Origin of the sequence: Paenibacillus sp. LPE1-1-1.1, from assembly GCF_040676435.1 — a bacterium.
In the GTDB taxonomy this organism is placed as follows: domain Bacteria; phylum Bacillota; class Bacilli; order Paenibacillales; family Paenibacillaceae; genus Pristimantibacillus.
In genome coordinates this window covers 264,858-287,487 of the sequence record NZ_JBEGHY010000045.1, presented here as the reverse complement: position 1 = coordinate 287,487, position 22,630 = coordinate 264,858, and the positions used below count along the sequence as shown (strand labels likewise).

Sequence of the window (22,630 nt, the reverse complement as noted above, 5' to 3'; positions counted from 1 at the left end):
AGACTGGTAGTTTGGAGATAGCGCAACCCAATCAACAACATAGTTAACTGGATTGCGCTTACATACTTGCGAGCTCAAGCGATCCGTTTATTTGTTGGCGGCCGCCCACTCGTCCAATTGTTTCTGCTTCTCTGCGATAATCTTGTCGATACCCGCATCTTTCAGTTTTGCTATAAACTCTGGAAGTTCCTTCTCAGGATCAATCACGCCGGATTCGAGAGCGATACGGTATTGACTTGCGACGTTGGTCACCGCGGCGAATTCCGTCTTGACAGAAGTGGAATCGAACATAAAGCCGAGCGCTTTCGACTTGATCGCGCGATCGTTGAATGCTTTCATATCATCCCACTGCTTCTCGTCGTCTCCTTTAAAGGTATAAGACAAGAATTGATTGCCGAACAACCAACCTAATCCCGTGTAACCAACGTTGCTCGATTCAACACCATTCGGATAATCGATTACGTTATCCGATACCTTCACATAGTGTTTGCCTTCGATGCCCCAGTCGAATAGATTTACAATATCCTTGTCGGTATACATAAGGTTGAGGAACTCCATTACTTTCTCTGGCTTTTTAGAGTTACTAGCAATCCCCCACATGATCTTGGAAACCGTGCTTGTGCTTGCGAATGGCGGCTGCATCTCAACCGTAATCATTTCCGTACCGGAGTTGCGCGTCTCTTGATGGGCGAAGCCAGGCTTCATCGAAGCCAAGTTGCCAGCGCCTTTACCAGCCTTGATTATGTCTGCCGACGACTCTTTAATGGTAACAGCATCTTTCGCAATGTATCCGGCCTCATACCATTTCCGCATCAATTTCAAGTTGTTTGCATATTCTTCCGTTTCGAACCAGTTGACAACCTTCAAATCACCTTGACCGTAATTAAGCAGAACGCCGAAGTCGTCGCCTAGCGAATCGCGAGTGACGAACGAGCTGAACGCTGAAGCTCCGACACCGTTCACAAGAGCGGTCATGTTCGGCTCATTCGACTTGATTGCTTCAAGCACAGGCTCGAGATCTTCGATCTTTTTTACACTGCCCAGATCGATCTGATTCTTGTCGGCAATATCCTTCCTCATTAGGAAGCCGTAACTTTGGGCAAGGTCGCGGATGCTCGGTACGGCGTAAGATTTTCCACCGATCATCGCCGCTTTCGAATAGTCAGGACCGAGCGCCTCGGTAATCCCTTGGCCTTTGCTGGCTAGCAGCTCGTCCAGTTCGACTAACTGGCCTTTGGCTACTTGATTCGCGTAGGTGGTTCCGAACAGCGGGAACAAATCAAGCTTCTCGTTGCTCGTCAACATCAAGTTGATCTGGTTAGTCCAAGCGCTGAAGCTAATCGGCAGCATTTTTACTTTAACGTTGATTTTCGCCTCTGTAATTTTGTTGATCTCATCCTGTACGAGTAGAAGGTCTTTCGGAACGCTGCCAAAGCTGAAGTATGCCATGGTCAGTTCATAAGGCGGTTCTTCCTTGTCACCCTGATCGGTATTGTTCGCTGCCCCTGCATTGTCCGAAGCTTTGTTGCCTTGAGTATTGCCGCCATTCGAGCTGCAGGCCGTAACCAGCATCATGACGACAAGCAAAGCAGTCAACCAAGAAAATTTCCGTTTCATCTTTTACTCCCCCCGTAATGTAAATATTTTTGATGCTTCTGCGATAGCTGATAATCGTACCGCCGAAGATCTTGAGTTCATCTTACAGCATCGGAATAAACACGCTCTACCAAGATGTCGACTATTGCATATGAGGATATCGACCACTAGTGAGCGTAATGAGAAAGAGGAGGGCCAATGGCCGCTCCTCAGCTCTCCTATGTCCGGTCGATTCGCACTCCATGTCCATCAATTAATCAGTTCGGCTTGCCCCTTCATGCGGAATTCAATCGGATTTTTATTGGAATACTTCCTGAACATTCGGGAGAAATGAGAAAAATTGGAATACCCAACCTGCGCGGCAACGACGTTGACCGGCAGCGACGTCTTGAGCAAAAGTTCCTGTGCGACTGCCATCCTTTCCCGGGTGACGAATTCCGTAACAGAAATTCCCTTCTCCTTCTTAAAAACCCTGTCCAAATAGTCGGGATTCAGAAATACATGCTTAGCGATATCTTCCCTTAAGAGAGTCGTTCCGATATGCTTCGTGACGAATGCGATCACACGATCGACAACGGATTCGGATTGTTCCACCGAAATGACATATTCAGTCGCTTTCATTGCGACATGGCGGACCCAGGCTGTCATGTCCTTGACTGACCGTGCAGCAGAGACCGACATCTCGACCGACCGATCATCACCGAATAATTGATGCGCCTGTATGCCCTTCGAATGCAAGTAGCCATAGACCAACTGCAGGAAATCCTGATGAAACTGATGCAACTTCTTGGCATCCAATCCGCCTAGGCGGGAGAGCTTCTCCAGGCTCTCGGCCGCTTCTTCCGCAAGCTTGCCTGCGTCGCCTTCCTTCAGCAGCATCGTCCATAAGTGGGAATTTATGGTTTTATAGGCAGTCGTAACAGAAGAAAGCCCGTCCAGCCGTATAACTAGATTGTCTCGCGCGACGTTGTCGCGGTCTAGCATGAATAGTCGATCTGTCATTGTCGGCAGATTATGCGGGTATGCCGGGTCGCCGACATAACAAGATAGGTCACAGTAGAAATAATTGTGGGACGACGCGATGAAGCCTTCGCAGCAATGAATCAAACGCGCCATTTCCTCATTCGCGAGCGAATCGCAGGATAGGATTGCTAAAAGTGCCCTTTGGCCGATTGGCAACAATTGGCCGTAATCCCCTACTGTGAGCAGCGTCTCCTCTGCTGAATTGCGGATCGCATACTCCAATATTTTCTCGTCGCGCAGGCTCAGTTCTTTATGCCATCGCTTTACGACAATTAAGACCGGCACAAATTGCATATGCTCGGAGTACGGAATATTCCTTTCTTCCGCCGCTTGCCGGATTGCCTCAGGATGCGTCGGAATAGACCGGTTCAGAATATCCAGCCAGAACCGTTCGATCAATAACGGCTGATGCTGCACCCAGTATTGGCCATATCGGCTGTACTCTTCTTTCTTGGATGATTCGTCTCTCTTTGCGATCGCACGGCCAATAACGCCCTCGAGCTCGGGAATCGGTAAGGGCTTCAGTAAATAATCGAAACTTCCGAGCTGGACCGCTTGTTTGGCATAATGGAAATCTGCATGACAGGTAAGGAAGATTGATTCCGTAGTGGGATGATTTTCCTTAACCCATGAGAGCAGCTCTAAGCCGCTTCCTTGCGGCATTTCGATGTCGCATAACAAGAGGTCTATCGAATATCGGGCGAAAACGTGTTTCGCATCTTGAACATTATAAGCTGTATGTACTTCTGAAACGCCAATCCTCTCCCAATCAACGGCGCTCTTGACTCCTTCCACGGCATGAATCTCATCGTCTACGAGCAGAACACTTACCATGAATCATTTCCCCTCTCTATGTACCCAAATGCAGTGGCAGCCGCATACGTATCTCTGCTCCGCCTTCGGGCGCATTTGAGAATTGGATGTGCGCCCGGTCGCCATATAACAAACCCAGCCGGCGCTTTACGTTCCAGATTCCGATATGTTCCCCGCCTTGCGCGTCCACGATGCGGTTCCCGGTACGAATTTCTCGTAAAACCTCTTCAGTGAACCCGCTGCCCCAGTCTCGTACCACGATTTCGATCATCGGTGCTTCGCGGTTGTCATCAAGATCGACTCGAACGGCAATCGCGACGGGTCCTTCCGATGATACAGCATGCTTAATTGAGTTCTCGACGAAAGTCTGAATAACAAGCGGCGGTATTCGCGCGCTTAACAAAAATTCGGGAGCTGTTATTTCGAACGTCAGCTGATCTGGGAATCGCAGCTCCTGGATGCGGATGTAATTCCGGATATGCTGCAGCTCGTCCTTAAGCGGCAAGAACGTTAGATTGCTGCGGAACATGTAACGGAAGTATTGAACGAGACTAATCGCCATCTCCTGAATAAGAGCATAATTTTTTACCAGAGCCAAATTATAAACGATATTCAGTGAATTCATGAAGAAGTGCGGATTGATTTGCAACTGCAGATGCTGCAGCTCCGCCTTCTGTTTATTCAGCTGCTCCTCGTACACATGAATACGAAGTTCCTGAATCTGTTCCATCATGCCGTTGAATGTATGGTTCACCATACGGAACTCATCAGAAGTAGGGAACGGTTCGATCCGTGCGTTCAAGTTGCCATCGCCAATTCGCCGCATAGCCGCCATGATCCGGTTCAACGGTCGCAGTACCATTTTTCGAAGCAGCAGCAGACATAAAGGGACTAAAATAACGGCACCGATCGATATAATCGCCACAATCCGCCGTAAATAAGGCAGGTTTCCCAGTATTTGATCGTCCGGAATGAGCGCGATCAAGCTGAATTCGCCCTTGGAAGATCGTTCACCGACGACAAGATGTTTCACTTGGGTCCCCGATAAATAATAGCTGCTCAAGTCGCGGTTCAAGTCGATGCCGAAGTCGGCCACCGTCTCTTCATGTGTCATCGGCACTCCGTTTTCCGTCGCGAACAACGATAAACCACGTTCGCCCAACTCCAGCAGGTTGAGCGGAACCGAAAGCCTTTCGATATTGACCCACGCGCCGACATAGGCGTCACTCGTCTGTAAGATACGGAAAAAGTAGTACGTTTCACCGATCCGTTCGACGTACCAGCTGCGCTTATCGAATTCCTTCGTTTCCTCCAGCTCTGTAATGAGATTTCGAATATAAGCCCTGATATTATTTCTTTCCTGCGTGTCGTTGCCGAAACCCCGGAATACATCGAAGTAGTCCTGATCGGCGATTGAATAAACGAAGATGGAATCGACCGTCTTCAGCGTGCCGATATCGGCCGTCATTTTAGCATCAAGCCTGACCTTGGCGAGCACGCGCTGATCGCGATTCATGTAACTCATCATTTGGAGATCCTTGTCGTTTACGATCAAGTTCGTCATATAGGCGTCGAGATCATTCAAGTTGTCATCAATCTGGTCCATGTACAGGGAGATAAGGTTCCGATTCGATTCGGCCACTTGATGGCGCACGACGGTGATGGCGTATAAATTGTTATAAATCAGAAATGCGATCATCGGGACCGTAATAAGCAACACGCTTAAGACCAGCTTTAAACGGATTGAATTCCATGAGATTCGAAACAATTGGCCTTTCATGTCAGACCCCCTCTAGTTGTATACATAGGCAAGTATGATCATACTATTGTACATCATTCTAACAAGAACATGATTCACAAAGAAACGGTCGATCAAGGATATCCTTGACCCACCGTCTCTCTTCTTATTCGTTATGCAAATTTGCCAAGCTGAATTTAATCCTTCTGTATGGTGTTCAACTCCCGGTTAATGACGGCTAATAATTCCGGAGGAATATTGTATTGTACGATTTGAGACATTTTCTGTATGGACATAACACCCATCGTCACCTCGAAGAATGGGTTGTTCGTATAGGCTTCGAAATATTTGAGAAATACTGCTTTGGCCGCTTCATTGCCATACAAAACTTCGATCGTGTCGAACGTTGAATAATATCCTTCTTTGATTGGGCTTGCTTCCGCATTCGTCAGATCGAATTTTTCGAACCAATTGACGACGTTAAATACTTTCTTCGTGTTTTCGAGCACATAGCCGGAATCGCGTTCGGATACACGATGAAGCGTCATTTCATCCGTAAAGACGTTGCCATGGTCGTCAAAGCCTTCAACCGTCAAGTGATGCTCTCCGCGAGCAAGCGCTACGTTTTTCAAAATTTTCATTGACTCATTGCTTTCGATTTCGACAAGAAAAACGCCGTTTTTACAAACTTTGACTCGTGGTAGATTAGTCAGAATAACAATGTCATTCATTTCTTGGTGCCGATTGACGAAACGACGTCCGGTCAAATAGACGAAAGGTTCCTGAGACCAATAGGCCTTATACAGATAGAATGCATCTTTTTTTAGTTTGCGGTCGATCGTTACAAGCCCTTTCAAGTTTTTCCCTGTTTCGCCGCCTTCTCTTCGATTGGCACTCCCGAAGTCGAACATATTCCATACGTAACCGCCTTGGACGAAAGGTCTAGAATTGATCGATTCTAACGCGTTATGATGGAACAACAGTTGATATTCTTCCGTATAGTCTTGAACCTTAGGTTCATACGAATGAAACTTCGGATTCGTATCCACTCCGTATTCGGAAAGAATAAGCGGTGTGTTCGGGTTCGTGTGATGAAACGCATCAAATCGTTCACCGAGTTCCTTTATTTCACCGTAATACCAGCCATAATATAGATTATAACCAACAATATCGGTATACATGTTAATGATGCTATCGTCTTCGACTCCGTTGATGTTTGCTTGTGCGGTCAATCGATTGGGATCCAACTGTTTGGCCAATGCCGCCAGCTTCTTGATTGTGTTATGGGTATGTTCTGTCTCAACGGCAATCGTAATTTCATTCTGTACGCCCCAGCAATAGATCGAGCAATGATTGTATGCCTGTTTGATGAGCCTTTCCAACTGTTCGACTGCGTTATGATTTTCAGGGTCCTTGGTGGAAGGAATGCTAATGTAAGGAATTTCAGCCCATACAAGCAAACCATAACGGTCGCACAAGCTATAGAAATAATCGTCATGCTGATAATGCGCGAGACGAATGCTGTTTGCTCCAATTTCCCGAATCATCGCCATATCTTCATCCATGTGCATTTTCGTAATAGCGTTTCCAATATTGCCGTAATCTTGATGGCGGCATACGCCGTTAAGCTTGATCGGTTTGCCGTTTAAGATCAATCCCTGCTCGGCCGTAGCCTCGATCGTCCGGAACCCGATGGGGATATTACGCGTATCGCGCACCTGTCCATCACCGATGACGGATATAGCAGCAGTATACAGATACGGATGAATGATGCCGTTCCAAAGGATCGGACTGTCGATCTCGTTCCGGAACTCGAACTTACTTACGCCGTCAAGCATCAATGGGGCTTTCGCTTCGATGACGACTTGTCCCTCTTGATCCTTAAGCTGCAACAACACTTCTCCCTCATGCAGCACCTGGGATTCATTGACGACTTGACCGTGAACAGACAACTCGAAAGTAGTTTCACTGGTTTTGCGTTGCGACAAATAAACGCCGTCCCGACCGTTGTCCAGGACATCAAAATGGACATCGTCCATGACCAGAAGATTCACTTCCCTGTACAGACCGCCGTAAAACGTGAAATCTGCCAAAAGCGGTAATACCTCGTTGTCATAACTGTTATCTACCAATACGGCAATCAAATTTTCTCCTTCCTTCAGGTATGGATTCAAGGCTACGCGGAACATCGCATACCCGCACCGGCTCTCTCCAGACAGCGAACCGTTGATGTACACCCGACCGATATTTCCTGCAGCCCCGAATTCTAGGTATAACCTTTTCGTCAAATCTTCTTCTGAAATTGTTAACTTCCGCTGATACCAGCATTTCCCTCTAAAATAGGATTCGCTGCCGCCTTGCCCATCGGCTTGGTTCCACGTGTGGGGCAGCTTTACGGATTGCCCCTCCGGTATGGATTGGGTCGCAAACGAGGGGTCATTGTGTTTCGAGAACGTCCAGTCATCGTTTAGAGCGTTGATTTGCATCATCTAGATTACCTCGCTTCTATATTTGTATCGGACAAGCGAATCCGTTCTGAATGATTGGGAATCATCGCTTAGTCCAAATTTCGAAATGTCTCCTCTGATCATAAACCATCTCATTTACAGTCACTACTCGGATGTCGACTTTCGCGTGTCATCAGGGCGACTATTTTCCGGCAAATTTTTTATTCATTGACGACCTTAATCATAAGTCTATATACAAATTTTCACATCCTCCATGTTTACAATGCGTTATCTCAAGTAATAATCTTACTTGAACCACTCGCTCATCGGAACTATCCTGCCCGGTTGTTGAAAAAACGGCAGCTGATCGCTGCTTTCCAGCGATTGCTCCATCGGACAAGCGTTTACTTATAACCTCAGTGATGATTAGCAGCAGTAATGGAAACAGCACATAAAACCACGCTTCCCACCGCGCCTGGCTATATAAGATCCCCCCTTTTTCAAATCATTGTCAGACTTATAGGACCGCTCACAAGTATTTATTTGGGCCATTGATGTTTCCATTGAAGCGGGCGTGGTAACCGACAATTTCTCGTACGGCAATATTTTTGCAAGACTCAAGAACTTAATATAAAAAGAGCTGGCTAAGACGCGGTAAAATAGCGTCTTTGCCAGCCCTAATTCATTGGTGTTAATTAATTTTTTTATTCATACACTTGCCTTAACCCTCCTATTTTACTTGCTTAATAAAATGTTAGAATGGAGTAATCGATTCAAAATATATATTAGGAGCAGCACAAGTGAGATTACATCCGATCTACATTTTACGTATAGCAGGTCTTTTTGATGGTATTTCGTTATTAGCCTTACTAGGCATTGCCATGCCCTTGAAATATATTTGGGGGATAGACATAGCAGTAACGATTGTAGGCAGCATTCACGGCGGGATTTTCAGTTTATATGCATTAACCATCCTTTATGCGGCAATTCGAGTGAAATGGAGCCCACTTTGGTCTGCTGCCGCATTAATTGCAGCGTTTGTACCATTCGGCAACTTCTTGCTGGACTGGAAGCTGAAGAAGGCGCAGGTCAAATACAGCGTAAAGCCGTTTAACTATGCCCTGCTCGTTTACAGCATCGTATTTTTTTCTTTTTTTGATTTGTTCGCGCAGCTGCCGGTCATGAGCACTTTTGCGACTTCCGTCGGCGCCAGCTCGTTTATTGTAGGTTTTGTCATCGGGCTATATTCGTTAGCCAATACGTTTGGCAATATTTTATCCGGTATTATGACCGACAAGGTCGGGCCTTTCAAAATTCTAATGGTCGGATTGCTGTTATCAAGCAGCGCTCTGCTGCTTTATCATTTTGTCGACCAACCTTCATTCTTGATCATCGTTCGAATCATACATGGTTTTGTCTCCGGATTAATTGTTCCAGCTGCGTTTACGTTCTCAGCAAATACAACGATAGATGATCAGCAGGGGAAAAAGGTTGCCTTCACCGGCACATTTGTTGGGCTAGCCGCTATTATAGGCCCTGCATTCAGCGGAATTATGGCAAGCAAAACCTCTGTACCTGTCGTTTTTACATGGGTAGCTGCAATGGGTTTTTCACTTTCCGTCCTGTCTGCCATTTTTCTCAGCAAGTATAAAATATTGGAGAAAGAGAAAAACGAAACTATCGTTCCGTCATCGGGCTCGATTTTTAATGCAGGTGTAATAAAGGCTTATGGCGGCGCCTTTTTCTTAATGTTCTCACAAGGCGTGATCGCTTATTTATTACCCTTGCATATTCAGTCGCTTGGCTATGACTCGAAATTAAGCGGCACCTTAATGAGCACTTTTGGGATCATCGCCGTCCTCATATTCGCACTTCCTACTAATCGTATCTTCGATCGTGTGGCCTCATCAAAAACGATGGCCATAGGAATCGGTTTAATGGGATTGAGTCAGCTGCTTATTAGCCAATCAACGACGACATTAGCACTATACTCTGTGTTAGGCCTTTATGGAGTAGGCTTTGCCTTCTTGTTTCCATCTATTAATACGATGCTCATTAACGCCACGCCTGCAGAGCTGCGCGGGAAAGCTTATGGTTACTTCTATGCCTTCTTCTCTCTTGGTGTTGTTGCCGGCTCTTCCGTGTTAGGCTGGCTGCCGTTCACCATAATTGAAGGGTTTACGTTCACAGGAGTCATCCTGCTGCTATTTGCCGTTTTCGTCTCCTTCAACAAGCAAAGAGCTGGAGCATTGAATCGTTAGCGAAAGGCTCTAAATTATAAGAGAGAAATCATCGCTTTCCAACAACAAGAAGAGGCCGCCGATATAATCGGCGGTCTCTTTTCAACTATTCAGTATCTTCATATGCTCGCTTGTGCCATGTTAACTTGCTTCATGATCGGACATAACCAAACTTTTTAACTGGACATGAGCTATGAGTCCGGCTCTTTCATTTACAACCATAGGCACTTAATTTTCGGCATAGAAGCCATTCGCCGTGAGCAGCTCCCGGTGATTGCCGCTCTCGATGATGTCGCCGCACTTATCTGTAATTCGAAATGTTGCGTATTTTCCTAAACAAAGAAAAAAGGCAGCCTTGTAGCCGGCTGCCGTCTCTTTCAGTTTTTGATCAAATGTCTTCGTTACAGAGCCGCTTCCGCATTCTCGAACTGGCTGTTGTACAAATCGGCGTAGAAGCCGTTTGCCGCAAGCAGGTCCCGGTGATTGCCGCTTTCGATAATATCCCCGTCCTTCATGACGAGAATGATGTCGGCATTCTTGATCGTAGACAGCCTGTGTGCGATAACGAATGAGGTTCGTCCCGCCATCAGCCGGTCCATCGCTTCCTGTATTAGCAGCTCCGTTCTTGTATCGACGGAGCTTGTCGCTTCGTCGAGGATGAGCAGCGGCGCATTCGCGATCAAAGCCCTGGCAATTGTAATCAGCTGCTTCTGCCCGGCGGATAAGTTCACTTGCTCGTTCAATACCGTGTCATAGCCGTGCGTCAACGTCCGGATAAAATGGTCAATGCCGACAGCCTTGCAGACGTCCTTCACCATGGCATCGGTAACGCCTTGTTTGTTGAAGACGATATTTTCTTTGATCGTCCCCTCGAACAGCCACGTATCCTGCAGCACCATGCAGAACTGCTCATGCACGTTTTCCCGAGGAAGCTCATGGATCGGAACGCCGTCGATGGCGATTTCTCCTCCGTTCAACTCATAGAACCGCATGAGCAGGTTGACGATCGTCGTCTTCCCCGCACCCGTTGGGCCAACGATGGCAATCTTCTGGCCGGGCAGTGCCCGCGCGGAGAAATCATGGATGATCAGCTTTTCGGGATCATACCCGAAGGCCACGTTCCGGAACTCGACTTGTCCCTTAACATCCTTAAGCACCTTCGATTTGCTGATTTCGTCCTCGAGCTCTTTCTCCTCCAGAAATTCGAATACGCGCGCGGATGCTGCAGCAGTCGATTGCAGTGTTGTTGCTGCCTGCGCGATCTGCCCTAGAGGCTGCGAGAACAGCCGGACATAAAGCATGAAGGCGACGATGACTCCGAACGAAATGTGATCGTTCATCGCTAATGCGCCACCGACAATACAAACCGCCACATAGCTGAAGTTGCCGACGAACATCATGAGCGGCATCGTCAAGCCGGATAGAAATTGCGACTTCCAAGAGCTTTCATATAATTTATCGTTAATTTCGTTAAAGGTTTCCTTCGCCTTCCGCTCCCCATTATAGACCTTAACGACATCGTAGCCCGAGAAGATTTCCTCGACGTGGCCGTTCATCGCTCCCAAGTTCGCTTGTTGGTGGACGAAATGCGTTTGCGATTTTTTGATCATCACGGTCATGAAGGCAAATCCCAGGAAGGTCGACAAGATCGCCGTGATCGTCATCCATACATTCGTGTAGAACATCATAACCAAGGAGCCGACCAGCATCGTAACAGATGTTACAAGCATCCCGACGCTCTGATTCATCGTTTGCCCAATCGTATCGATGTCGTTCGTCACGCGGCTCAGCACGTCGCCGTTGCTATTGGAGTCGAAATACTTGAGCGGAAGCTTATTGATCTTCTGCGATATGCGAGTACGCAACCCTCTCGATACCTTCTGCGTTACCGTAGCCATGATGAAGCCTTGGAAGTACGAGAAGACAACGCTTAATCCGTACAGGACGGAGAGCAGAATGCCGATGCGGGCAACCGCGTCCATGTCGAGCTCGCCCATTAAGCCCGCGGTGATGTGATCGGTCATAGCTTCCAGCTGACTTGGTCCGATAATCGTAAATATCGTGCCCACGACGGACAGCAGTAAAGCTACGGCAATAAGAGGAAGGTACGGCCTGCAATACGCGACCAGCTTGCCCATTGTGCCTTTGAAATCAATGTTTGGTTTCGATGCAATCTGTTGTTTAGCCAATTTCGAGCTCCTCCTTCGACAACTGAGAGTTAGCGATTTGACGATAGACCTCGCAGGTCTGCAGCAGCTCTTGATGCGTACCTCTTCCTACGATCCTGCCTTCGTCGAGAACGAGGATAAGATCCGCATCCTTGATCGTTCCGATTCGCTGTCCCACAATCAGGTTGGTAGCGTCTGATGTTTCTTGCTTCAGCATGGAGCGCAGCTGACGGTCTGTCTTGTAATCAAGCGCAGAGAAGGAATCGTCGAAAATGTAAATGTCCGGTTTGCGGAACACCGCCCTAGCGATGGATAGCCTCTGCTTCTGACCGCCAGACAAGTTCGTTCCGCCTTGCGAGACGCTGCCCTCGTATCCACCCTCGAGCTTCTCGACGAACTCTGTGCCCTTGGCGATCGCTACCGCTTTCTTCACATCGTCCGCCGAGCCTGCCGCTTGCCCGTTATCGCCATAAGCGACGTTGGATGTCACGGTTCCCGTGAACAATACCGCTTTCTGAGGAACGTAGCCCAGCTTGTTGTGCAGATCCCGGAGCGTGTAATCCTTGACATTCATGCCCCCTACGAGCACCTCTCCGTCCGTCACGTCGTAAAATCTTGGAATCAAGTTCATGAGCGTACTCTTGCCGCTCCCCGTCGAGCCGATGAACGCAACCGTCTGGCCCCTACGCGCAACGAAGCTGATGTCTTGAAGCACATATTCATCCGAATCCGCATACTTGAAGCTGACATTTCGGAATTCTATCTCTCCTGCCTTGGCACTGTTTGAAAATTTCGATTTCGAGCTGCCGTCCTTGATGCTAGGTTCCGTATTCAATACTTCCATGACGCGCTTGGCGGATACCGACGCCCGCGGCAGCATGAAGAATACCATCGACAGCATCATGAAGGCCATGACGATCTGCATCGCATAGGAAGAGAAGATGACCATGTCGCTGAACAAGCCGAGCCTTGCAGCCGTATCCGCCCCATTGATCAGATAAGCGCCGATCCAATAGATCGCCAAGCTTAATCCGCTCATGATGAGACTCATAACCGGCATCATTAACGCCATTAAACGGCTCGTGAACAGATTCGCGTCGGTCAGTTCCTTGTTCGCGTGTTCGAACTTCGCTTCCTGACTCGGAGCTGCATTATAGGCGCGGATAACGCGCAGGCCAGTCAAGCTTTCTCTCGTTACCCGGTTCAATTGATCCGTTAATCCTTGAATCGCTCTGAACTTCGGCATGGCGAACAAAATGACGATCGCGATCATGAGCAGAAGCAGCGCAACCGAAATGCCGGATGAGAGCGTCCATTGCCAGCTCTTGCTGGAGATCTTCACAACGGCCCAGACTGCCAAAATAGGCGCTTTGATCATAACCTGCAGACCCATCGCCACGATCGTTTGCACTTGCGTAATATCGTTCGTGGAGCGCGTAATGAGACTCGCCGTCGAGAATTTGTTCATCTCGGCCATCGAGAACGATTCGACCTTGTCGAAGAGCAGGCCCCTTAGTCTCTTAGCAAGCGACGCGGCGCTCTGCGCGACGAGATAGACGACGATGAAGGAAGCGAGCAAGCTCCCGATCGCGCACATCACCATATAAGCGCCGGGCTCCCACACCTCGCTCAAGGAATTGCCTTCGGTCTGCACCAGCTTCGTAATTTCCGCCAAATAATCGGGAAGCTTCAAGTCGAGCCATACCTGGAGCACGATAAACGCAGTACTGATGATAATAAACCACACATTTTTCGGATTAAAATACTTCAAAATCTTAAGCATCTACCGAACGCCCCTTCTCCCTGTTGTTAGCTATAGAACTGTAAGTCTACTAACAATAATACTTTAATAAAAGCCGTCCCGACAACTGTGACGACTGCTACTCCAAATTGCTTTTGATTTTATCCAAAACGTTGAAGAACGTATCCAGCTCCTCCCGCGACAAGCCCTTCTTCAACTCACGCTCCAATTCGACGTACTTCCCGAAAATGGCTTCACAGTACTCAATGGCCATCGGTGTAAGAATAATCTGCTTCAACCTTGCGTCGTAAGGAACGGATTGTCTTGTGATGAGGTTATTTTTCTCCATTAGCTGCAAAATCTTGCTCGCGGTCGAACGCCTGATCGAGAAATGATTCTCGAAGTCGCGTTGGAAAATCTCCTTATCCTTGTTATCGACAAAGAACTTCAGCGCCCATCCGTGCATGCCGGTCAATTGATCGCCGTACTTGTGATGAATGAACCCGTCAATCTGTCTTTTCAACATATTTCTTAACGTTCTGAGCTCCAGCGCAACCGATCTTTCTGCTTCCATTCTCGACCTCCCTTATGGAAATAAACTGCCTGCAGCATTTAACTTCCAATTTCAATTCAAGCAAATCTTTCTTAATTATATTGCAACCCGCATACGGTTGACTATACCTATGTCGACTATTTGATTAACACTTTTACGACTTTTTTTAAGAGGCGCCGAATCCCCTGCAAGCATCCTCCGAATGCAAAGCCTAAATAAAAGACTCTCCCCAGTCATCGTGAATGACTGGGGAGAGTCCCCGTTTAATATTCCAATAGCCTGCTAGTTAGGGTAGGAAGGATTGATGACTGCTTGTCCACGAGTTGCTGCACGGTTGGTTAGTGCATTTGGGTCTAAGATGCCCCGAATTTGTTCTATGCTCAACTCGTCAGATGGCTTGAAATCCTCTGAGGCGGCATAGTTCAGCAAGCTATGGAGCAGCTGCCGCACCTCCGGTTTATCCTGCTGCCCCAAGAGATCGCTTGCGCATACAAGCAGGCTCCCTTTACCGACTTTAGCTTCAAAAATGAGAGCCAGCTTATGGTTTCGTTCAAAGTTGTCAATGACTTGCACGATCGGACAGAAGCTCTCCGGCAAGTCATCAAGAATAAGCGAATGCGAGTTCATGACTATTGGCCACCACTGCCAATTGCTGTGAAACTCCGTCGGGAACGAATGAAAAGCCGGATGCTGTTCATCGCAAAAAATTCCGAGCGTCCCCGGCGCAGGCTCTGCTTGTTTGCCTTCACAGATGGAGCGGAACATCGGATAACACCAGAAATCCGAAGCGAATACACCCTTAATATGAGTGGACAGCTCCTCCTGTTTAGGAAGCAAGAGCACGCGGCCGCCAGCGTCCAATAGGCCGGAAACCTCCTGATCGAACGATTGGCGCAAATAAACGTTATTCGATGGCTGCGTCTCAACCATTTCCGGATACACCCAAATCGGATAATGATTTGCGGTTTCATTGCCCTTCCATTTCACTTCTAACATCAGTTTATCAGGAACCTTGGCCTCCGAAAGATCAAGCTCGATCGTCCCCATGAACTTGAGAACGCCTTGCTCGACATCCTTTGACTCGGTTTCCCCGGCACCGATTACAAGATCGCCTTGTTTGATCGACCAAACAAGCTTAACTGCGGAAAGCGCAATGGGGCCAAAATTAGCGATCTCCAATTGCGCTTTGAATCTTTCATTTGAAGCATAGGTATACCGGGGAAAACGGGCCAGCAATACGATCTCTGAGCAAAACTCGCGCCATTGTTCAGGCTCGATAAAACCCTTTGATTCCATAAATGCGTCCAGCATGCCAACTAGGGCCGTACCTTGGCCAGGGAAGTCCTGCAAATCAAGAAGCTGAAAACCGCCAAAGCCCGGCGTCCGCAAGGCAGCCTCGATTTCTTCGCGGTAGCAAATAACGGCGAGTTGACCGGATGCCCGGAAGAAATCATCCGCTTGCTCAAGCATTCCCATGCTGCTTAGCCTTTCGCTGAACACTTCGAAATTCCGTGCTTGCAGGACACCCGTATACTTGTCTATCTCTCGGAAGTTAGGAAAGGATTGATATTGTCCGATTTCATGGCTTATCGTAGGCACGTTTATTTCCGGCAAGTTATCCCTGTAATCCGTTAGCGTTGACGGATAGTTCGCCTGCACATGCCCAAGTGGCAAGTCGGCATGAGAGAAAGAAGCGCGTACGATCGAGCCGCCATGGCCTGTCCGCATCGTTACCCAAAAATCGGAATCTTCGGAGAACGATGGTGCCCAGAAATAGTTGTTTGCCCCTTCGGCGTATAAGCGCCTATTATCTTGTTCCCGATACTCTTTCAGGAGGCTAGACATGGCTTTGCGGCTTCCATGCAGTTCGTTGCCAAGCGTAAACAAGGCAAAAGAAGGGTGATTTCCGTAAGCGTTTAATATGCGCAATCCTTCATTCCGCAAGTATTCGGCCATCGCCTCATCGTAGCTTTCATCCTCCGGGTCCTGAAACGCCCCCCAATAGGGCAGCTCCGGTTCAAAATATATGCCTAACAGGTCGGCTGCCATAAATCCCGCTTCGGGCGGGCAGCAGGTATGGAAGCGATAATGGTTAATCCCATAGGACTTGGCAACCGTTAACACCTTCACCCACTCATTCACCGTCATCGGTGAATAGCCCGTCAAAGGAAAGGCCAACGCATCGTGTTTTCCCCTCAAAAAAACTTTGCGCCCATTGTTCGTAAACTGCGTTCCTTCGGTCCCGAATTCACGCATACCGAAGCAGACCGCCTGATCGTCCCGGTATTCCGTTCCGCCATTGCTCGCCTCAAGAGTCATCTGCAAATGATACAGAATAGGCGTGAATTCATCCCATAATGCAACATCTTCACCCATGGCATAATCAAGCTCTGCCTTTTGACTGCCCGATCTCACACGGATCTGATACGTTTTTCCGGCAAACGGTACTTCTGCCTTGCCTAACTTTGCATGCTCCGCCTGCGAAATGGCAATTTTGGCATCCGCATCATCCGCTGTATCATTTATCAACTGAAACGTTAGACGAACGGATTTATTGGCGATGTCCGGATAGGCTTGTATGTTCTCCATGCGGATTGGCTCAATGACCTGAATTTCAAGTCTTCCAAGCAAACCGTTCCAGTTCGTTTGCGTGTCTGGCGAAGTCATATGCCCGCCTTTTACCGGCAACCCGCTGTTATCAACCAAAACCGTAAGCGTATAGGTTCCGGCATTCATGGGACCAAGCTCATAAACATGAGGAGCGCTTACGCTATTCCGGGTTCCTTTCCACTCCTCGCCGATCCAAACCTGCGATACTCTTGTCCGTTCCATATACAGCCGGATTTGTTTACCGCTCCATTCTCCTTTGATCTCAATCTCTCTTTGATACCAGGCATAACCGAGCAGAGGGTAGGTTTCTGTTAGATGGGCAATCTCTCTTGCCGTGTTAAAAATGCCTTTTTTGTTCTCGGCGGTCGTCCCCGGCAGCTGAATCTCATCCGATAGCATGCCGTTAAAAAATTCATTTCTAATTCCTTGCTTAGCGTCGTCCAAACTAAATCTCCACGTGCCTGCGATAGACTCCTTGATCATATCGGTTAACCTCCGTTATTAAATTGCCTAGCGGCGTTAATAATAGTCCCTAAATTCTTGCGGGGTATATCCCGTTGTCTTCTTGAACAAATAAGCAAAATAAGCAGGAGTTTGAAATCCGACTTGCTCGGATACCTCATATACCTTGATACTCGGATCTCGCAGGAGCTCCTTCGCTTTATTCATCCGCGTTTCCTGTAAAAAGTCTGAGATGGTTTTGCCCGTGTCTTTTTTGAAAAGCACGCTTAGGTAACTGGCATTCAAATGGTAGATTCCTGCAATTTGCTTGACGGTCACATGCTCCTGGAAGTGCTTCTCCATATACTCGATAACCTTGCCGATTAAATTATGCCGCTGGCTCGCCTCGCCCTTTGTTTCAATGGCCATATAGCGGTGAATGTAATCGAGCACCGTGTCTCGTATTTGCGTTTCGTTTCGGCAATGGATCAGACTTTGCCACATTTGCAGATTCATTTCTCCGCCCAGATCGTTATTCCATTTCCGCTTGCGGGCCAGCTCGCTCAGGATTGCCATGCCGAACGCTTGGATATAGGTAAAATGCATCGATGGCTGCGATAACAGCAAATCAAATACATTGTTTACGTATGCGACAACCTTATGGGAATCCGCCGAGGTTTCCGTCAGCTGAATAATTTCGGGTATTACCTCTTCGCGCAGTCGAAATTGTTGAAAGTCTGACTCATCCAGATGGTCGTAGTGCAAGATTTGACCGCCTTCGACCAGCCGGGATCTGGCAATCATGAATTTAACTTCCTTATAAAGCGACGGAACCTCTCCCCAAGATTCGCATACCCTGCTGATTCCGATGGTGACGGTTGTTCCGTACTGCTCCTGCATGACGCTTTGTACAAAGGTCAGCTGCTTGTCGATCGCAGCACGTTCTCTTGGAATTAAATCAATATGCAAAGCCGCGACCTCATCCGCACCGACCTTGGCAACAAATACTTGTTTATATTCATGAAGTCCAATATGAACCGCTTTCAACAGCCCGGCTCCAATGACGACACGCTCTCTCGCTTCCTGTCCTGAAGAATGGTAATCATCGAAGCCGAACACAATTAATCCGATCTTTGGATGGTGCATCGGAAGTTCAAGCAGGCGCCCCCAGGAATGCAGCATCTCAGGATTGACTCCGCCTTCTTCGATCACATCCGTCACAAAACGCTCTCTCACGACGTCCAGGCTGCCGGTTACTTTCTTCTGAAGCTCGAGGGTTTGATTCTTCATTTGCTCCAGTTTTTCGAGCGTCGTGCGAAACTCGGTTAATTTACTCTCTACTTCTTCTACTTTTATAGGCTTCAGTACGTACGCCTGAGCCCCGACATTCATCGCTTCCTGAACAAATTCAAATTCGTTATAACCGCTAATCATAAGAACCTGAAGCTGAGGATGAGATGCTTTGCATTTTGCAACAAGATCAATCCCGTTCATGACGGGCATCGAAACATCGGAAATAAGCACGTCAAACTCGGATTTTCCGAGCAAATCCAATGCCTCTTGTCCCGACTCTGCCGTGAAAGGGGCCTCGAATCCAAGCTCCTTCCATTTAATGTAACGAACCAGCCCTTGAATATGAGAGGGTTCGTCATCAACGATCAATGCTTTTAACAACATCACACATCCTTCCTGATCTGTGGCCTTTGTGCATATGCCGGGATAGTGATACTAACCGCCGTCCATTCATTTTCTTTGCTTTCAATTGTGAATTCATGTTGATCCTCGAAGTACAGCTGGAGCCGCTCCCGAATATTCGCGGTGCCAAATCCGTTTCCGTTCCCCACCCGTTGTCCTGACCGTAGTTGTTCCAGCACCTCGGCTGGTATGCCTCTGCCGTTGTCATATACCTCGAACCGAACGTTTTCGTGTTTCCTTTCAAGCGTTATTCGAATGAAAGCTTCTTTCCTGCCCGTAATGTTGCCATGCATATAACAATTCTCTACAATGGGCTGCAGAAGCAGTTTAATCGTATAAAAATGCAATAATTCCTGATCGATATTCCACTCTAGCCTTACTCTCCCCGGATAGCGCATCTCTTGTATTTCCAGATATGCCTTTACATGCTCAAGCTCGCCTTGAATTTGCGTCACATTAATTTTGTTATCTAACGCCAATCGGTAAAAAGCGGTTAATGCATCGATCGTCTTAAGCTGCGTCTCATCCTGTAAGTCGAGTGCCCGCCATCTAAGCAAGCTTAACGAATTGTAAATGAAATGCGGATTGATCTGCGCTTGCAAAGCTTTGAATGATTGCTCACGTTCCTTGAGGTTCGCTTGCGTAATATCTTCAACAAGCCTGCCTAAGCGGCCGGACATCGAATTGAATAAAATTTCGAGCTCGCCAAGCTCATCCTTTTCCGTATTCCGAATGCTGACATCGAACTGGCCTTGACTGACATCATACATTCGGGTGCCGAGCTTGCGAATGCGCCATACGACATTTTTGAGAACGGTCATCATTAAAAAGGTTGAAAATAACAGAAAAAAGAACACAACTAAAATGATGCCGTATAAAATCGTCTTGGACTGCTTTTCCAGCTGATCCATATGAATCACCGCGGCAACTTGCCATTTCGAATCAATGGCCTTCACCATAAACAGATTTCCATTTACCATAAGACCGCCGGCCACGCTTGCTTCTTCATAATTCTCCGATAACGAGGTGTTTTGAAGCTTTAAACCGATTTTCTGAGGATCCGAAGAAACGATAATGTTTCTGCTCTCGTCAATAATCGATAATTCGCCGGTACCGCTGAATGGACGGTCGAATAAATTCCCAAAAACCGTCTTATAATCGAGCAGCATATAGATGATTCCTAGTAAATGGCCTGATGGAGCATTGATTTTATGGGAAATAATAAGCTTGTCTTTGTTAACGTTGCTCCAAATATACGAACTTGAGGCTTGCTTTGCTTTCGCAAACCATTCCGTTTCGCTTAAGCCCGGCAGCAAAATACGCCCTTCGGATTTCCAAAGCAGCCGTCCGTCCTGCACAAGCATTGGATTTGTGTGATAGATTCGAAAATCGTCAATGCCCGGCAAATATTTACTCGTGAACACAAAAGACCGGTCAACGTACTCTACCGTATTTAATTGCTCAAACATGTCCGAATAATCCCGGCTTAACCTGGATATCAGTTCTCCGTCTGTAGCCGTCCTTATAGCAAGCACATCATAGCTCTGTTTGCGAAATTCTATATTCTGCACCGTTTGGCGCATCGCTTCGTTAATCGTAACCAAATAATTCGCGCGGAAGCTTTCAAGCGCTAGATAACCGGCAACAATTCCAAGCAGGATCGTAGGAATGAAAATAATGGCGACGTAAAGAATCAAGACCTTTCGCCGGAGGTTCATGCTGCTTGTAAAACGGATAACGATTCTTTCAATGCTGCGGCGTAAGCGCATTATAATCCCCCCTTCCCATCATTCTACTCATTATACGTCCAATGGAAAAGGGAGCAACCTTATTGCAAGGTTGCTCCATCGGCATTTATCATTCGCCTTGTGCTTTGATTAAAGCCTCATATTGCTCAAGCCATTCTTGCTTGACCTCGGTCCAGTGGCTTCGTTTTTCCAGCGCATCGCGGAATGCCAGCCAAGTGTCTTCAAACTGCTCTTCGCTTTTTGACATGATAAGCTTCGCGCGGTATTCCTTACGGATATTTTCCAGCTCAGGCAAGTATTTCTCCAGCAGTCCGCCTGTTTTAGCCTTCACGAGATCATGGGGTTGCGAGCTGCGAACGCCGCCCATCTGGCCAACCGCTTCGGTGAATTCCGATGTTTTCTTGCTGCCGGCCTTATCGCTTTGGCCGTAGTTCCACCACGGATACCAGTCGTTGTTATAGGAAGAAATCATATAGAGTTCAGGCGTTACTTTTGCTTTTTGTGCAGGCTCGCCCGAATTGCGTGCTTTTTCGTATTCTGCGTCAATGTATTTCCATTGTCCGAGCGGCTGGTCAATCCAACCCCAGAACTTGCCTTCCGGACCTTCATTGATGACATTTTGTTGTTCCGCTTTTGGCTGCAGGGTATAATCTAGAAACTTCAAAATCGACTCTATGTTTTTGGAGCCCTTGCTGATGTATACATCATAACCCGGGTAAGGATTAATCACGGTATTCGCTCCAAGCTTTTCCACGCCTTGTACTTTAGGGAACGGCACGACTTGATAGAACCAGCCCGGTTCAGTCGGTCCGTCCAGTTGTTCCCATAGGGACGCATCTACATTAAAGAAGCTTCCTACGTTCATCGCTACCCGTCCAGCTTTGTTCTTCTCCTTGTAGCGTTCCTTCTTGTCGGTTACAACCTCGGGATCAACCAGATTCTCACGATACATCTTGTTCATCCATTGATAAGCAGCTTTATATTGCGGATCATCATATAAGAGAACCAGCTCGTCGCCTTTTTTCTCGGCCGGAATGATGCCGCCGCCTGTTGTAACTCCGAACGTGCTCAGAATTGCGTTTTCATCGTTCCAGGTTGCTGTGTCATTAGGGTCCATCAAGAAACTAAGCGGCAGCAACGGCTTGCCGGAATCGTCTTTCTGCTCTGCCGCTTTCTTCAGATACGCTTCCACCCCTTCTATGGTAGCCAAATCCGCAACGGTCATGCCTGCTTTCTCCAGCACATCCGTACGAACGAGCCATGTCTGCGACGCCCAGCCCGGCCATGGGTTATCCGGATTTTGATCAAACCATGTGGGTATCGACCAAATATGGCCATCGGCATCCTTCATCTCTTCCAAATATTCTTTTGGAATGGCAGCTAGGCTGGGATACTTATCCGGCATATCAAAATATTGCTCAACCGGAAGGACTTTATTGGAGCGGATCATTGCTGCTTTTACGATTTCGCTGCGGCCAAATACGGCTGCATCTTCAAAGCCGCCGGTGTTCAGCTTCAGGTTAAGCGCCGTTACCGCGTCGCCCTGCGTAGCTTCAAGTTCTACTTCGATGCCCGGCTCTTCTTCTTTCCAATATTTTTGTACAAGGCTGTCATTGTTGACTGTCGCTGACCATCCCAGCCATAAATTAAACTTTTGCGAGCCCGCTGCCGCTTCTTCATTGTCTTTCTCTTCTACGGCGTTCTTTGTATTGTTGTTCGAAGAATTCGAATCCGAACATCCAACGGCAGCCGTAAGCAGTAGGAAGATTGCCAACGCTCCAAGTCCGCTATTTCTGAGCCACTTACCCTTCTTCATT

12 protein-coding genes are annotated in these 22,630 nt (G+C 47.7%); 1 reads left to right on the top strand and 11 read right to left on the bottom strand.

Annotated elements, in window-relative coordinates; all coding sequences use genetic code 11:
- Nucleotides 1-87: 87 nt before the first annotated feature.
- From MRBLPE1_RS30220 to MRBLPE1_RS30205, 4 genes are all read right to left on the bottom strand, one after another.
- On the bottom strand, nt 88-1,617 hold the full coding sequence (locus MRBLPE1_RS30220; RefSeq protein ID WP_364153329.1) for an ABC transporter substrate-binding protein: 1,530 nt from the start codon (nt 1,615-1,617) through the stop codon (nt 88-90).
- A 228-nt stretch (nt 1,618-1,845) separates the two neighbouring features.
- Nucleotides 1,846-3,453 carry a response regulator transcription factor gene (locus MRBLPE1_RS30215; protein WP_364153327.1) on the bottom strand — a complete coding sequence of 536 codons (1,608 nt, stop codon included), beginning with the start codon at nt 3,451-3,453 and terminating at the stop codon, nt 1,846-1,848.
- 16 nt (nt 3,454-3,469) lie between these two features.
- Nucleotides 3,470-5,212, bottom strand: a complete 1,743-nt coding sequence (locus MRBLPE1_RS30210; protein WP_364153324.1) for a sensor histidine kinase — start codon at nt 5,210-5,212, stop codon at nt 3,470-3,472.
- Nucleotides 5,213-5,367: 155 nt separating this feature from the next.
- The gene (locus MRBLPE1_RS30205) at nt 5,368-7,659 is read right to left on the bottom strand and encodes a glycoside hydrolase family 2 protein (RefSeq protein WP_364153321.1); all 2,292 of its coding nucleotides are present in this window, start codon (nt 7,657-7,659) and stop codon (nt 5,368-5,370) included.
- A gap of 758 nt (nt 7,660-8,417) precedes the next feature.
- On the opposite strand from MRBLPE1_RS30205, the gene MRBLPE1_RS30200 reads away from it, so the two are divergent.
- Nucleotides 8,418-9,878 (top strand): MFS transporter, encoded by a 1,461-nt coding sequence (locus tag MRBLPE1_RS30200; protein ID WP_364153319.1) that lies wholly within the window; start codon nt 8,418-8,420, stop codon nt 9,876-9,878.
- 380 nt (nt 9,879-10,258) lie between these two features.
- Here MRBLPE1_RS30200 and MRBLPE1_RS30195 read toward each other — a convergent pair whose 3' ends face one another.
- From MRBLPE1_RS30195 to MRBLPE1_RS30165, 7 genes are all read right to left on the bottom strand, one after another.
- On the bottom strand, nt 10,259-11,995 hold the full coding sequence (locus MRBLPE1_RS30195; protein WP_364153644.1) for an ABC transporter ATP-binding protein: 1,737 nt from the start codon (nt 11,993-11,995) through the stop codon (nt 10,259-10,261).
- A gap of 43 nt (nt 11,996-12,038) precedes the next feature.
- The gene (locus MRBLPE1_RS30190; protein WP_364153316.1) at nt 12,039-13,808 is read right to left on the bottom strand and encodes an ABC transporter ATP-binding protein; all 1,770 of its coding nucleotides are present in this window, start codon (nt 13,806-13,808) and stop codon (nt 12,039-12,041) included.
- A 97-nt stretch (nt 13,809-13,905) separates the two neighbouring features.
- Nucleotides 13,906-14,340: a MarR family winged helix-turn-helix transcriptional regulator gene (locus MRBLPE1_RS30185; RefSeq protein WP_364153313.1), complete on the bottom strand. Its 435-nt coding sequence runs from the start codon at nt 14,338-14,340 to the stop codon at nt 13,906-13,908.
- Nucleotides 14,341-14,601: 261 nt separating this feature from the next.
- Nucleotides 14,602-17,412 carry a sugar-binding domain-containing protein gene (locus tag MRBLPE1_RS30180; RefSeq protein WP_364153311.1) on the bottom strand — a complete coding sequence of 937 codons (2,811 nt, stop codon included), beginning with the start codon at nt 17,410-17,412 and terminating at the stop codon, nt 14,602-14,604.
- A 36-nt stretch (nt 17,413-17,448) separates the two neighbouring features.
- Nucleotides 17,449-19,044 (bottom strand): response regulator, encoded by a 1,596-nt coding sequence (locus tag MRBLPE1_RS30175; RefSeq protein WP_364153309.1) that lies wholly within the window; start codon nt 19,042-19,044, stop codon nt 17,449-17,451.
- 2 nt (nt 19,045-19,046) lie between these two features.
- Nucleotides 19,047-20,834, bottom strand: a complete 1,788-nt coding sequence (locus MRBLPE1_RS30170) for a histidine kinase (protein ID WP_364153306.1) — start codon at nt 20,832-20,834, stop codon at nt 19,047-19,049.
- An 88-nt stretch (nt 20,835-20,922) separates the two neighbouring features.
- Complete coding sequence (locus tag MRBLPE1_RS30165; RefSeq protein WP_364153304.1) at nt 20,923-22,629, bottom strand: hypothetical protein; 1,707 nt, start codon at nt 22,627-22,629, stop codon at nt 20,923-20,925.
- Between the last annotated feature and the right edge of the window lies 1 nt (nt 22,630).

What these genes read in the sequence shown, in the direction of transcription:
- MRBLPE1_RS30220 (WP_364153329.1), bottom strand. Translation starts at nt 1,617, where the DNA reads ATGAAACGGAAATTTTCTTGGTTGACTGCTTTGCTTGTCGTCATGATG.
- MRBLPE1_RS30215 (WP_364153327.1), bottom strand. Translation starts at nt 3,453, where the DNA reads ATGGTAAGTGTTCTGCTCGTAGACGATGAGATTCATGCCGTGGAAGGA.
- MRBLPE1_RS30210 (WP_364153324.1), bottom strand. Translation starts at nt 5,212, where the DNA reads ATGAAAGGCCAATTGTTTCGAATCTCATGGAATTCAATCCGTTTAAAG.
- MRBLPE1_RS30205 (WP_364153321.1), bottom strand. Translation starts at nt 7,659, where the DNA reads ATGATGCAAATCAACGCTCTAAACGATGACTGGACGTTCTCGAAACAC.
- MRBLPE1_RS30195 (WP_364153644.1), bottom strand. Translation starts at nt 11,995, where the DNA reads ATGGGCAAGCTGGTCGCGTATTGCAGGCCGTACCTTCCTCTTATTGCC.
- MRBLPE1_RS30190 (WP_364153316.1), bottom strand. Translation starts at nt 13,808, where the DNA reads ATGCTTAAGATTTTGAAGTATTTTAATCCGAAAAATGTGTGGTTTATT.
- MRBLPE1_RS30185 (WP_364153313.1), bottom strand. Translation starts at nt 14,340, where the DNA reads ATGGAAGCAGAAAGATCGGTTGCGCTGGAGCTCAGAACGTTAAGAAAT.
- MRBLPE1_RS30180 (WP_364153311.1), bottom strand. Translation starts at nt 17,412, where the DNA reads ATGATCAAGGAGTCTATCGCAGGCACGTGGAGATTTAGTTTGGACGAC.
- MRBLPE1_RS30170 (WP_364153306.1), bottom strand. Translation starts at nt 20,834, where the DNA reads ATGCGCTTACGCCGCAGCATTGAAAGAATCGTTATCCGTTTTACAAGC.
- MRBLPE1_RS30165 (WP_364153304.1), bottom strand. Translation starts at nt 22,629, where the DNA reads ATGAAGAAGGGTAAGTGGCTCAGAAATAGCGGACTTGGAGCGTTGGCA.